Annotated in this window: 13 protein-coding genes and 1 pseudogene; 6 read left to right on the forward strand and 8 right to left on the reverse strand. The window is 39.7% G+C overall.

Going from position 1 to position 14,051, the window contains the following annotated elements; translation table 11 throughout:
* Positions 1-4: 4 nt before the first annotated feature.
* The 4 genes from ACU8V8_RS06860 to ACU8V8_RS06875 all read right to left on the reverse strand — a co-directional run bounded on the left by ACU8V8_RS06860 (position 5) and on the right by ACU8V8_RS06875 (position 4,460).
* Entirely contained in the window at positions 5-499 is a 495-nt protein-coding gene (locus ACU8V8_RS06860) for a PTS glucose transporter subunit IIA (protein ID WP_446889244.1), read from the reverse strand.
* Between the two features lie 2 nt (positions 500-501).
* On the reverse strand, positions 502-894 hold the full coding sequence (locus tag ACU8V8_RS06865; RefSeq protein WP_446889245.1) for an ACT domain-containing protein: 393 nt from the start codon (positions 892-894) through the stop codon (positions 502-504).
* 199 nt (positions 895-1,093) lie between these two features.
* A complete protein-coding gene (pta, locus tag ACU8V8_RS06870; protein WP_446889246.1) occupies positions 1,094-3,244 on the reverse strand; it encodes a phosphate acetyltransferase in 2,151 nt (716 codons plus the stop codon).
* A gap of 1 nt (position 3,245) precedes the next feature.
* Positions 3,246-4,460: an acetate kinase gene (locus ACU8V8_RS06875; protein ID WP_446889247.1), complete on the reverse strand. Its 1,215-nt coding sequence runs from the start codon at positions 4,458-4,460 to the stop codon at positions 3,246-3,248.
* Positions 4,461-4,759: 299 nt separating this feature from the next.
* Between ACU8V8_RS06875 and yfbV the strand changes: the two genes are divergently transcribed.
* Positions 4,760-5,206 (forward strand): terminus macrodomain insulation protein YfbV, encoded by a 447-nt coding sequence (gene yfbV / locus ACU8V8_RS06880; protein WP_087534345.1) that lies wholly within the window; start codon positions 4,760-4,762, stop codon positions 5,204-5,206.
* Here yfbV and rlmA read toward each other — a convergent pair.
* The 3 genes from rlmA to xthA are packed head-to-tail and all read right to left on the reverse strand — an operon-like array spanning position 5,203 to position 7,487.
* A complete protein-coding gene (gene rlmA / locus ACU8V8_RS06885) occupies positions 5,203-6,003 on the reverse strand; it encodes a 23S rRNA (guanine(745)-N(1))-methyltransferase (protein ID WP_446889248.1) in 801 nt (266 codons plus the stop codon). The two genes, yfbV and rlmA, sit on opposite strands and share 4 nt — an antisense overlap.
* Complete coding sequence (locus ACU8V8_RS06890) at positions 6,000-6,674, reverse strand: energy-coupling factor ABC transporter permease (RefSeq protein ID WP_446889249.1); 675 nt, start codon at positions 6,672-6,674, stop codon at positions 6,000-6,002. The genes rlmA and ACU8V8_RS06890 overlap by 4 nt, the downstream gene beginning before the upstream one ends.
* Positions 6,675-6,680: 6 nt before the next feature.
* On the reverse strand, positions 6,681-7,487 hold the full coding sequence (xthA, locus tag ACU8V8_RS06895) for an exodeoxyribonuclease III (RefSeq protein ID WP_446889250.1): 807 nt from the start codon (positions 7,485-7,487) through the stop codon (positions 6,681-6,683).
* 238 nt (positions 7,488-7,725) lie between these two features.
* Between xthA and ACU8V8_RS06900 the strand changes: the two genes are divergently transcribed.
* From ACU8V8_RS06900 to rluB, 4 genes are all read left to right on the forward strand, one after another.
* Positions 7,726-8,157, forward strand: coding sequence for an exonuclease III (locus ACU8V8_RS06900; protein WP_446889251.1), 432 nt, complete (start codon positions 7,726-7,728; stop codon positions 8,155-8,157).
* Between the two features lie 205 nt (positions 8,158-8,362).
* Positions 8,363-8,884, forward strand: a complete 522-nt coding sequence (locus ACU8V8_RS06905) for an EF-hand domain-containing protein (RefSeq protein WP_446889252.1) — start codon at positions 8,363-8,365, stop codon at positions 8,882-8,884.
* Between the two features lie 148 nt (positions 8,885-9,032).
* Complete coding sequence (gene scpB / locus ACU8V8_RS06910; protein WP_446889253.1) at positions 9,033-9,623, forward strand: SMC-Scp complex subunit ScpB; 591 nt, start codon at positions 9,033-9,035, stop codon at positions 9,621-9,623.
* Positions 9,620-10,489 (forward strand): 23S rRNA pseudouridine(2605) synthase RluB, encoded by an 870-nt coding sequence (gene rluB, locus ACU8V8_RS06915; protein ID WP_087534338.1) that lies wholly within the window; start codon positions 9,620-9,622, stop codon positions 10,487-10,489. Before scpB ends, rluB begins: the two co-directional genes overlap by 4 nt.
* Before the next feature lie 62 nt (positions 10,490-10,551).
* On the opposite strand, the pseudogene ACU8V8_RS06920 reads toward rluB, so the two are convergent.
* Positions 10,552-11,305 (reverse strand): annotated as a pseudogene (locus ACU8V8_RS06920) (YciK family oxidoreductase).
* A 252-nt stretch (positions 11,306-11,557) separates the two neighbouring features.
* Here ACU8V8_RS06920 and ACU8V8_RS06925 point away from each other — a divergent pair.
* Positions 11,558-13,987, forward strand: a complete 2,430-nt coding sequence (locus ACU8V8_RS06925; RefSeq protein WP_446889254.1) for a VolA/Pla-1 family phospholipase — start codon at positions 11,558-11,560, stop codon at positions 13,985-13,987.
* Positions 13,988-14,051 lie beyond the last annotated feature (64 nt).

Genomic DNA, 14,051 nt, shown 5'->3' on the forward strand with positions numbered 1-14,051 from the left:
TTATTTACTTCTTAGTTAAAGTTAAAAGAGTGTCATTCCCAGCAGTTACATGGGATAAAGAAAAATACATAGGTTTTAATTGATGGCCGTTTAACAAAATTAAACTTGCAAGTAACGGGGTGTTTAAATCACGCAAATCAAAGTAAGCAAGCCGTTGACCTTTTGCTATTTTACTGCCATTGAGCTGAGCAATATGGGTATGGTGAATATCAAGTTGCTTATCAAGATGTAAATTGATCAACACTTTGAGACCATTTTTTGCTTGCAGAATGAACTCACATCCCGCATTTTTTACCTGTAATAAGATACCATCAAATGGGGATAATATTTTGTGACTCGTTAGCTCAACCATAATACCAGGCCCAAGCGTGCCATAGCTAAAAAAAGGCTCAGGATGTTCACTTAAAGGAAGCACTTTACCACTAAAGGGACTGCTAATAGCCAGGGTATTAGTTTGTATTTGCTGCTGTGGCAGATAGGTTATATCGTTATTTTGCATTTTTAGAGTGAATCGTCAATGACAGTATAGCCGTCTTTTTTAAGCGACTTTATAGCATCTTTTATGGCCTGTTTTTTCACTAACACATAATCGGTGTCATACGTTGAGATGGCAAAAATAGAAATATTGGCACGAGCTAATACACCAGAGATATTAGCCATGATCCCCGTTAGTGAAAACCCTAGTGGCCCAACAACTTCAAGAGCTAACCAATGATGCTCGGCATCAAGGCTGTTTATTGCAAAATCACTAGGACACACAATCGATAGTTCGTCATACGTTTTAGCAATGAAAAACAGCGTTTGTTTAAATAATTCCGTCGGGATAGGGCTATCAACATCAAGGCTATGAATTGTAAATTCAGTGCTGTGAAGTTGTAACGTTTGTTTAGACATTAAAAGCCCTTTTATTTAACCACTTTGGTTTATTAATAGTATAGTTAAAAAGAGTTGAATAAAAGAGTAATTTTGTCCACAATTTCTGTGGATAACAATGGGGTTAAAAAGGTATAACCAAGTTAAGTTATTAATATATTATTCATTTTTAATTTGGGTATAAAGCAAGAGGAGCGTTGCTTTATACCCTCATTCGATACTATTTATCACTCACTTGAGCTGCTTGAATTGCAGTTAAAGCAATCGTATAAACAATATCATCAACTAAAGCCCCACGACTTAAATCGTTAACGGGCTTACGCATGCCTTGCAACATTGGGCCTATACTGATTAAGTCGGCACTTCTTTGTACAGCTTTGTAAGTTGTGTTACCTGTATTTAAATCAGGGAAAATAAACACCGTTGCTTTACCTGCTACTGGGCTATTCGGCGCTTTTTTCAGTGCCACATTTTCCATAATTGCTGCATCGTATTGCAATGGGCCATCAATAATTAAATCAGGACGCTTGTGTTGAGCAAGCTTGGTTGCTTCACGAACTTTCTCAACATCAGCACCTGTGCCTGAGGTACCTGTACTGTAACTTATCATAGCGACGCGTGGCTCAATACCAAATGCTTGTGCAGAATCGGCAGATTGAATTGCAATATCAGCCAGTTGTTCTGCGGTTGGATCCGGGTTAATTGCACAATCACCGTATACCAGTACTTGATCCGGTAGCAACATAAAAAACACTGATGAAACTAACGAAGAACCTGGGGCCGTTTTGATTAATTGCAGTGGTGGTCTAATCGTATTTGCAGTGGTATTGACAGCACCTGAAACCAAGCCATCAACAATACCACGCTCTAACATCATGGTTCCTAATACAACGTTATCTTGAAGCTGCTCTTGGGCTACAACTTCAGTCAAACCTTTACCTTTTCGAATTTCAACCATAGGTGTAACATAATCATTGAGTACAGATTGAGGTTCAATGATGGTTACATTTTCATTGAGCTCAACACCTTGCTGGCTTGCAATGCGGTGAATTTCTTCTCGATTACCAAGTAGAATCGTTTTTGCGATCCCGCGTTGCCCACAAATAGCGGCCGCTTTGATCGTACGTGGTTCGTTGCCTTCAGGTAAAACAACGGTTTTATTGGCATTACGTGCTTTATCTGTCAGTAAATAACGAAATGCTGGAGGGGACATTTTACGGGTTTTACCTACACTTTTAGCTAGCGTGTCTAACCAATCTGAATCGATATGGCTTGCGTTATGATGCTTAACTTTATCAATTCGTTGTTCATCATCACAGGGAACTTCCATATTAAAGTTGTGTAATAACAAAGAGGTGCGCCAGGTATCTGCGTCTGTGCACAAGATAGGTAAGCCTGTTGCCATTGCTTGTTCACATAACGTCATTATGCGAGGCTCTGGTGTGAACCCGCCCGTTAGCAAAATAGCACCAATTTTAGTACCATTCATTGCAGATAAACACGCAGCGACTAAAACATCAGAACGATCTCCTGGTGTTACAAGTAATGCTCCAGGAGTAAAGTGGTTAAGAATGTTTGATACAGTTCGTGCACAAAATGTAACGCGGCGTAGACGTCTGTGTGCCATGTCGCCTTCATTTAATACCTGAGCTTTTAAATAAGCGCTTAAATCTTTTACACGTGGTGCCACTAATTCAAAGTCCCAGGGGATAGAGCCTAACAGCATAAAAGGGTGCTTTGTGAAAATAGGCAAAGATGCTAAGCGGTTAAGCTCATTTTCAAGTGCTTCAGGGTTATGGGAATCAACTAAGTCGGCACGGGCACGGCCTTCATCATCAAGTGGGGCATTTACTTTGTTAAATATACAACCAAGTACCCTTGCATGACCTACGCCACCATAATAACCAGCGGCTATTTCTAATCTATCTTCAATTTGATCGTTACTGTCATTACCTGGGGTAAGCACAAAAATAATCTCAGCACCTAAGGTTTGGGCTATTTCACGGTTTACTCGACCTGCGTACGGTTGGCGACGCGTTGGGACCATACCTTCGATAATTGCGACTTCATCATTACTGATTGTGCTTTCAAAGCGTTCGACAATTTCTTCAAGTAAATCATCACCTTTGCCATCGCCAATCATCTGCTCTGCATAATCTAATGCAAATGGGGTAGGCGGATTGATAGGTGAGCCTTGTGTCACAATTAAGGTTGATTTCTCAGGCCCGGTTTCACCAGAGCGAGGTTGTGCGATGGGTTTAAAAAAATTAACTTTTACTGCTTTTTGTTCAAGTGCACGTACTAAACCCACTGACACCGACGTTAGACCAACGCCGGTCGAGATAGGCACTAACATAATTCGACGGGCCATATTATTGCTCCTGTGCAATATTTGCTGCATCACGGGCGATTACCCACTCTTCATTTGTCGGCATTACAACAGCGATCGTATTAGCATGTGCTGAACTAATTATGCCTTCACTACCAAAACGGGCATTCAAATTTGCTTGTTCATCACAGTCGAGCCCTAAAAAGGCAAGTTGCTTGATTACTTTTTGACGAATTATATCTGAGTTTTCGCCAATGCCGCCGGTAAAAATAAGTGCGTCTAAGCGTTGTACTGGCACCATAAATGCGGCAATTTGTTTTGCAAGGCGATAACAAAACATATCAAGAGCAAGCATCGCCCTTTTGTTTCCAGCTACAGCTGCGTCTTCAATAGTTCTGCAGTCATTTGACAGCTCACTGATACCTAATAAACCACTTTCTTTATTTAACAAGTCATCTATTTGAGCAGCGCTATAGTTAAGCTGGGTTGTTAAAAAATTAAATAAACCTGGGTCTATATCACCACTGCGAGTGCCCATCATTAAGCCCTCAAGAGGGGTGAGTCCCATGCTTGTATCAACGCTTATGCCATTTTTAATGGCGCATACCGAGCATCCATTGCCTAAGTGTGCACTTATGAAGTTGCTATGTTCTAGTGGTTTTTCTAGTAACTTGGCTGTTTGACTTGCAACATAATAATGACTGGTACCATGAAAGCCATAGCGCCTCACTCCATAATCTGTGTAAAGCTTGTAAGGTAGGGCATATAAATAAGCAACTTGTTCCATTGTTTGATGAAATGCAGTATCAAATACGGCTATTTGTGGGAGTCCTTCAAATGAGGCTTGCGCAGCCGCGATACCTAATAAATTCGCATGGCCATGCAATGGAGCAAGTGCCGCAGCTTTTGTAATACCTTCAATAACAGACTCATCAATAAGAACTGATTTAGTAAAGTGTTCTCCACCGTGAACAACACGGTGACCAACAGCAATCAGGTTATCTGCTAAGTGATGATCTTTAATAAGATTAACAAGCGTATTAATGGCATGTTCGTGAGCTTGGCCCTTTGCCAGTTCGACAAGTGTTTTTTTACCTTGAAATTTATATTTAATAGATGGTGTATCAGAGCCTAAGCGTTCAGCAAGACCTGAAATAACTTCATTCGATGTTTGCGCATCTAAAATCGCAAATTTTAAACTTGAACTTCCACAATTAAGTACAAGCACATGGTGAGGGGAACTAGGTTGCAAAGGCATATAAAGTCTCATTATTGTGTATGTCTGTAAGTGCGCATTAAGTTAAGCTGATGTATATCTGTTGAGATAGTGCTATACAGGCTAAAGATAAATAGTATTTTGCCGATTAACAACTATGATTAAACTAAAGTCTAGTTGACTTAATGCCTAAATATTTTAACTCATTTATTGAATTAACGTTAGCCATAACCTTGATCAAACACAAGTAATGAGTAATTAGATTTTACAAAGGAATGTCGTTTTGGGTATGGTACACTTAAAGAGTCTAACCGTTAAACTAGCGACACCTAGGAGTCATGATGCAAAAAAGTGTGATGTCACAAGTCCAAACTGGTCGAGAGTACGCAAAAAAGTGGCCAATGCGAAAAGAGCTAGCACCGTTATTTGCCGAGTTTAAGGTCATTAAAGCCACCGAACATGCAATTACAGTTATGCCGATATTGGCAATGTTAACGTTATTTATGCAAATTAATTATCTAGGGAGTGATTTTTTACCGCAAGCGATTGCCGTAGCGCTGTTCTTTTTATCTTTACCGCTACAAGGGCTGTTGTGGTTAGGTAAGCGTGCAGAGACCACACTTGAACCCGCAATGGAACATTGGTTTAAAGAGCTTCATACTAAAATGGTGGCTAATGGTTACCAAGGTGCTTTGGGTAAAAACAAACCACGCTACGCAGATTTGGCCCATTTACTTAACGATATGTTTGACAAAATGGACCGTGCTTTTACTAAAGAGAACCTCTAATCGACTTTTTTAAAATGACTTACATAAAATGACAAGGTGACAGTGTGTTCACCTTGTTGCTCTAATTTTTGCCAATGTTCTGGTCTAAACTTCCATGCAAATGGTGTCATAGTAATCAGGTTTTTAACGTCTTCAAACCCAAGTTTTACCTGTTGTTCAATTAAGTCTTGTTGGGTTAATGCAAAACCTCTAGGCACATCAATAGGTGTATGTGCGTTTACTTCTCTATAAATTTTTTGTTTTAACTCTTTTAAGTGCCAAGGGCCTGGGCTTGCAACAATCAGCGAACCATTTTGGCCCAATAAACGAGCGAGTTCGTGTTCAAATAATGGCGCAAAAATACTCACAAGAACATCAGCTTGACTATCAGAAAATGGAGCTTGGCTTATTGAGGCAACACTAAATTGGCAGTTTTCATAGCGTTTGGCGGCATATTTAATGGCTGACTTAGATATATCAACACCATACACCTTGTCAGGGCACTCTTTAGCAATTGCGTGTGTGTAAAAGCCTTCTCCACAACCTAAATCGATCACACTTTTTGGAACCTGCTCTGCTACAAGTTTTGCGATTGCTTGTTGCAAAAACTGATAGTGACCGGTGCTTAAAAATGCTCGCCTTGCTTGCACCATATCAAGGTTATCCCCAGGCTGTTTTGAGTTTTTATTTTGCACTGGCAAAAGGTTCACATAGCCTTCTTTTGCATAATCGAAAGTATGATTATTCACACAACGCAGTGATTTTTCACTTAGCTGCAAAGCTGTTTGGCATAAAGGGCATTGATACGCGAGACTCATGAGTCTAGATAATCCTTGTCATAGAATGTTTTCACCCAGTGTGGGCGGTAAGTAATAAGTATTGAAATAGCCATGCCATTGAGCATCGCTTCAGGAAACCAAATGATGGCGCATAGGTATAAGTAATTTTCACTTAATTCATACCAATTATAATTTCCTGAAAAATAATAAAAGGCACTTACTGTCGCTATTTTAACGCAACTGACTAACGCTGCGCATAAAAAACTGCAGATAAATATATAAATAAAGAAATGGCGCGGTAATAGGTTGTAACAAATAATAAAAACAGCGTAAGTAAACAGTATAGGAATAAATGCTGTTAATAATAAATGTACGGGCAATTGTACCAAGCTAAGTTGGCCAAAAGCTACAAGCAGAGCACTTGCACACAGTGCACTTAAAATAGCAAAGCGCCAACCAAGCACTAAAGTGATAGCGGTGACACCTAATATGTGGAGTTCAAGGCCTGGTAGAATACCCGCTTTAATCTGCCATAAAACACAGAATACGATTGCGCAGGAAAATACGCCGGTTTGACGTGCCGGTGTTGTAATAAGGCTTTTATAGAGTACCTTATCAAAACTGCTCCAAGCAATAACCCCAACCACAAGCCATAAAACCAATAGCGTATTCATACTGATAAGAACTGTAAGATCAGGGTTATTAAACATTATAAATTAACTAAAAGTTGACCAAATTGGCGCATGATCAGACGGCTTTTCTATGCCCCTTAATTCGTAGTCAATACCCGCATCGGTACAGCGTGCTGCTAATGCTTGTGTTGCAAGAACCACATCGATACGCAAGCCTCGGTTGTCATCAAACCCTTTTGAGCGGTAATCAAACCAAGAGTATTGCTCACCTGTGTCAGGGTAAAGTTCACGGTAGGTATCCTTAAAGCCCCAATTCATTAATGTGGCTAGCCACTCACGTTCAACTGGTTGAAAAGAGCATTTGCCAGTTTTTAACCAACGTTTACGGTTTGGCTCGCCAATACCAATGTCTAAATCGGTCGGAGAAATATTTATATCACCCATAACAATGACATCTTCATCCGAAGTATGGTTAGTCTCAAGGTGAGTCATTAAGTCTTTATAAAATTGGCGTTTATAAGGAAACTTTGTTTCGTGATTAATGTTGTCACCTTGTGGAAAGTAGCCATTCATAATCGTTAGGTCTCGTCCATTTTCTTGTGTGAGTGTTACACTTATCATACGTTTTTGTGATTCATCAGTATCAGTAGCAAAACCTTTAAATACTGACTTAGGCTCACTCCTACAGAGCATAGCTACACCGTAATGAGCTTTTTGGCCATGAAAGTAAACGTGGTATCCCATTTTTTGTACATCTTCTAAAGGGAAAGCTTCATCATGTACTTTGATTTCTTGCAAACCTATAACATCAGGTTGATGTTTATCGATGATTGCTTGAAGTTGGTGAAGTCGAGCGCGAAGCCCATTGATGTTAAATGAAATAACTTTCATATTATTGGCCTAAAGTGCATATTTATTTGCGACAAATTCTACCATTAAAATGTCGATGGTACATGTGATTATTTGGAAATATAGGTGGACTAATGTTGAACAAATGATGATTAAATATTAAACATTGTTAAACTTAAATTAATTAAAAAATTAAATGAATTATTCGGTTGATCTGATTTTTATTGTATATATAATGCGCGAAATTCACCCGTTCACTCTATATTCATACAGGTAAGTCATGAAAAAACAGCTTTTAACTTTATTCGTTGCAACAGCTTCACTCTCTGACGTTGCTCAAGCAGCTCAGTACTTCAGTGCTGATAAAAAAATTGAATCTCAACTTTGCTCAATTAGTGCAAACGAAGGTTTTTCTGCCGCACGTAAAGTAGCTCACCAACATGGTATTTTTATTTCTCGTCACTCACAAAGCATTTTATGTAACGGTCAAGACATTCGTGATATTGCAAAAAAAGAGAGTGGCAAAAAGCGTAATGTAAAAGTTGTAGAAGTATTTGCCACCAATGATCAAACTGAAACTCAACTTTGTGTTACTGCTGTAAAGCAAGGTCTTACACCTGTGCGTGAAAAAATTGGCAACTTAAACTCATTACGCTGTAATGGTGAGCCAGTAACTGATTTCGTTAAACGTTATCAAAATGCAGCAATATAACGGTTAATTATTGTAAAGAAGCGCTTATCAGCGCTTTTTTTATGCCTGCAATTTTTACAAAAGTCGTGCAATGATTTTACAGTTTTATTCTATTAGTGAAATTGTTTTTAGTTAACTGATTGATAATAGTCTATTTATAGAATTGGCGTAGTCCTTGTATTATTTCGTTTGAATTTAATTTTTATTTATTACAAGGAAACGTCTTATGAAAAAGTTAACACTTGCATCAACTATTTTTGCCGCTCTTACTCTAAGCGCATGTTCAGCGAATTCTTCTCTTGCAAAAATCGATAGTGATTTTGATAGCTTAGACAATGATGATGATGGCTATATTTCTAAAGTCGAAGCTGATGATGACGATATTTGGGAGCATTTTTCAAACATCGATACCAATATGGACGAGCAAATTAGCCGCAAAGAATTTGCAAATTACACTCACCTAAATACAGGTAAAGTTGCAACAGACAGCGAAGTAACTGAGTCAGCATTTAAGGCAGAAATCGCAAAGTTTGATCCGATTGAAAGTGATTTTAAGTCATTAGATAACGATCGTAATGGTTATATCTCAGTCGTCGAAGCAAACGACGACGATATTTCAAATCACTTTGGTTACATGGATAGCAATAAAGATAAGCGTATCAGCAAAAACGAATTTGTCACTTATATCAAAACTCACGGTAGTGACGTTGCTGAAGATGAAGCTCTTGAAATGGTAAAAAATAGCTAATTTTATTTTTAGTGATATTAATGCCAGCTTTATGCTGGCATTTTTGCTTTTTTAGATAATAAATTTTCCAACCTAGCTAATGTTCTGTCATAATATAACGCTCATAATATCCAACCTTTAGCGCGTCTATTCTTAAATGGTTATTTAAATGGCAACAAAACGAATTAGTGATGAGCAACTGATTGAAATCATTGAAGCGGCAATTTTTGTTGCAGGTAAGCCGTTAAGTAAGCGGCACCTTAAAGAAACCGTTTTAAGTGAATTAAGTGTATCGATGTCGCGAGTTAATGATGCTATTGATCATATTCAAGTTCATTATCAAACGCGGGGTATTCGATTAGTTGAAGTCGGCAGTGGGTATCGGTTTCAAGCTTGTGCAAGTTTAGCTCCATGGCTGAGTAATTTATTTCAAGAGCGAGCGCCTAAATATTCTCGTGCATTATTAGAAACACTGTCACTAATTGCATATCGTCAGCCTATAACACGTGGTGAAATCGAGCAAGTCCGTGGGGTGGCTGTGGGTTCTGGAATTATGAAATCCCTACTTGAAAGAGAGTGGGTACAAGTGGTCGGGCATAAAGAGGTGCCAGGAAGGCCTGCTTTATATGCGACAACAAAACAATTTTTAGATTATTTTTCGTTAACGGGTCTTGATAATTTACCTGATTTGCCAAAGCAGCAACAAAGTAAAATAGACCAGTTATTGAGTGATCCTTCTGTGAGAGAACTATCCGAATGAGTATACAAGGTGAAAAGTTACAAAAAGTCCTAGCCCGTGCTGGCGTAGGTTCACGCCGTGAGATGGAAAAATACATTGATGCAAATCGTGTGAGTGTAAATGGTAAAGTTGCCAAGTTAGGTGATCGGGTCGAAGAGACCGACCAAATCCGTGTTGACGGCCACACCGTTAAAATTGAAGAAAAAGCGGAGCGTATTTGCCGCGTAATAATGTACAACAAACCTGAAGGTGAATTGTGTACACGCAAAGACCCAGAAGGGCGTCGTACCGTGTTTGATCGTTTACCACGTATTGATGGCGAACGCTGGATTGCTGTAGGTCGTCTAGATATCAATACAGCTGGTTTGATGCTATTTACCAATGATGGTGAGTTGGCTAACCGTTTAATGCACCCAAGTTATGAAGTTGAACGTGAGTATTCTGCACGGGTATTTGGTGAAGTGACTAATGAGACTATTAAGAACTTAACCAAAGGTGTTGAGCTTGAAGATGGTATGGCTAAATTTCTAAACATTAAACCACTTGGCGGTGAGGGAATTAACCGCTGGTATAATGTGACCCTAACTGAGGGGCGTAATCGTGAAGTGCGTCGTTTATGGCAATCTCAAGAAGTTGAAGTCTCTCGTCTAATTCGTATTCGTTACGGAAAGCTAGAGCTTGATAAGCGTCTCCCACAAGGTGGCTGGAGTGAGCTAGATTTAGAAACTGTTAACTACCTACGTAAAACTGTAAAACTGGGTCGTGAAACACAAACTAAACTGTCAGTAATGCCTGAAAAGCGCAAAGATAAACGCGCCAAAATTAACCAAATACGTAAAGCGGTTAAAAAGCACAATAATCGTGTAAAACAAACTAAACGCCGTTAAGTCATTGCTTTATTAGGTAAATAAAGCCGCTTTAAAAGCGGCTTTTCTATTTTAGGATCGGATTATGCTGGTTTTTTTTCCTGCGCATCTAACGACTGCCCGTTAATATCTTTAGAGTCATCACTCATTAAATATAAGTAAGTAGGCATTAACTCTTCTGGTGTTGCTAGTTTATCTCTGTCTTCACCTGGGTATGCCGTTGCTCGCATTGGAAGTACGAGTGGCGCCTGGATTGATACAATTTATTCTAATATTGGTTTTACCGACTTCTGCAGCCCACGTTTGCATCATGCCTTCAACCGCAAATTTAGAAATAGCATAAGCTCCCCAAAATTCACGACCTTGGCGTCCAACTCCTGAGGAAGTAAAAATTACCGAAGCATTAGGTGATTTGCGCAATACCGGAAACATATATTTAGTGATCATCGCTTGTGCGGTGACATTCACTTTCATAATGTTGTCAAACGTTGAGGCGCAAAAGTGCTCTAACGGGCCTAGTGAGCCGATGATGCCTGCATTATTTAATAAGCCATCCAACTTACCAAATTGCTGTTCAATGGTAGCGCCTAAATCACGGTAATTTTGTTTGGTCGCGCCTTTTAAATCCATTGGCACTATCGCCGGTTTTGGGCCACCTAAAGAAATAATTTCGTCATACACGCATTCTAATTTTTTAGTTGTTTTGCCAAGTAAAATTACTGTGGCTCCGTGTTGGGCGTATGTTAAAGCCGCAACGCGGCCAATACCATCGCCAGCACCCGTGATCAGAATAACTTTGTCTTGCAGGGCATTTTTAGCCGCTTTATAGGTCTGCATAATAGAGGTCCAAAAGTATCAATTTTTGTGATTTTAACATAGCAAATCCCCAAGTTATCGAATTTATTGCAAAATAAGGTGGCGAAATTTGAAACTTTACGTTAACTTTAACTGGTCTAATGTCTCATTAATAAACTAATTACATTATTTTAACTATTATTGACAATATCCATGACAGTAAATTAGAACCATTAACTATACTTATTCAACTGAACACACAATAAAAATAAGATTATGTGCGGAGCAAAACATATGAAAAAAATGCTACTCTCACTCGCAATTACAGCAGCACTTGCTGGTTGCGGCGGCGGTGAAACGTTAGAAGATGTGAAGAACGACACACCACCAGTTATCCCTACTGCAACCGTTTATTTTGACCCTGCAAATGGAGATATTTCCGTACCGAATGACCTGTTAATGAGTGGCACAAAAGATGGCACGATTAATATTCCGAATGAATTAGATGAAGACGGCGTATCAGTACCGCGTGCAGCCTATGCTGATCCATCAATGGCTTTGGGCGCACTAGATGGTTGGTCTAGCCAAGTTCCGTATAAAATTGATTTAGTAATGCCTTCATTTGTTAGTGACGATGTACCTGAAGGTGTTAGTTTAGATGCAGCTTCTGCGGCTGCCCCTGGTGCTGTAAGAATTTTTGAAGTGATTATGGGCGCAAGCCTGACTGATGCAGAGTGTGCTCAAGCACCAGCTGGTACAGCATGTAAACTGATCGGAGAACTAACTTTTGGTGTTGACTTTATAACCCAAGCCAGTGGCGATGCCGTGGCAGTTATCCCTCTTAAGCCGTTTAAAGCGGGCAGTTCGTACATTAATGTATTAACCACAGATTTAAAAGATTCGTTAGGCCGCTCGATAGAGCCCTCTTCAACATACGGACTTGTTAAACAAGAAGCTCCGTTAATCACTGAAGCTCAATTGGGTTTACAAGGTGCCGTAAATAGTTATGAAAATGTGGTGACCTCCGGTGGCGCTATTAGTAAAGACGAAATAATTTACTCTGCTGCAATGACAATCCAATCCGTGGGCCCCGTACTTAACACGATTAAATCAATGCTTGCTGGTAGTTTACAAAATTCAGCGTTACCCATGCCCACTTTGCAAGTACCAACTTCTACACCAGAGACTATGATCAATGTGCAAACAGTATTAGGTTTGCCTGATACACCAGAGTATGCACTTTTTAAAGCAACAGAGTATCAAAAGGGTAGTATCATGCTACCAATGTACCTATCAACTCCAACAGGTACTGACGTTGCTGATTTAGCAGATACATATTGGCAAGGCATGTGTGATAACGCAGTCGCTGTTCTAGGTTATCAAGCTGCCGCAGGGGATGCATTCCCTACGGATCCTATCTCAATTAATGACACCACATGTGCAGCCTTAAGTGATGGTCGTTTACGTGATTTAGGTTTAGATACAACGAAGCACTTAACTAAATATAATTCTATCCCGAAAACCCAAAGTATTGCCAATGTACCTACTCAGGTTACGAAACCTATCTTGCCTGTTCTCAATGCAATCCGTGGACAACTTGATATGGAAGCGTTGACAATGCCAGAAAATGGCTGGCCTGTAGTGATTATGCAGCATGGTATTACCTCTAAAAAAGAAGACATGCTAGCCTTGACTGCAATTTTAACACTGCAGGGTTTTGCAACAGTTGCAATTGACCATCCAGTTCATGGTGAGCGTGGTATCGACGTTGATGGCGACGGTGAAGATGATTTTAACGCATCAACTGGTTCAGTTCTTGCCTACATGAATTTACAATCATTATTAGTTGCGCGTGATAACTTAAGACAGTCAGCTGCTGACTTACTTGGTTTACGTTTTGGTTTGAACTTTACTAATGACTCATCACTGAACGCGCAGGATGTATCTTTTATTGGACACTCATTAGGCTCTATTGTTGCGCCAGCATTTGTGACTCAAGCTAATACGCCTTTAGATAGCCAGGTTGATGGTTTATTTAATGTTAATACGGTTGCTTTAGCTAGTGGCGGCGGCGGTATCGCTAGCTTCTTGTTAGAGTCAGCGAGTTTTGGCCCATTTGTACAAGGCTCTGTTTTAAAATCAGCAGGAACGGCTGAATCAGCCGAATTTGATGCTTATCGCAAAGGTCCAGCAGTAGCTAATTGTGGCGAAAGTGCAGATACCCAATTAAGTGTTTCTTGTGGTTATGCTGAATACATGACTTCTTTAACAGTTGCGGGTGAAACAACTAAAATAGCTAATATTCAAGGTGTAATGTCGCAATTCTCGTTTGCAGCTCAATCGGCTCTTGATAGCGGTGATCCAACGAACTACGCAAACTCACTTGCTGCATTGGCAACACCTGTATATATGAACGTTGTGGTTGGTGATGGTGTAAGTAACCTACCGGATCAAGTAATACCACCAACAACAGTGAACAACCCAATCGCAGGTTCATTACCGCTGGCTAAACTAATGGGACTTGCTACTGTAGCAACTACGCAAGGACCTAATGAAGCGCCTGGTAGCTATGTTGTGAAATTTACTGATGGCGGCCATAGCTCCGTATTATCACCTGAAGCAAGCCCTGCTGTAACCTCAGAAATGCAGATGCAAATCGCTACCTTCTTAAAGAGTCGCGGCCTGTTTTTACAAGTTACTAACTCAGATGTCGTAACTGAATAGATTTATAGTACTCAATTCAACCAATAAGTAAAAAGCCACCTTGTGTGGCTTTTTTTTATTGTAA

The organism is Pseudoalteromonas sp. SaAl2 (assembly GCF_052947895.1).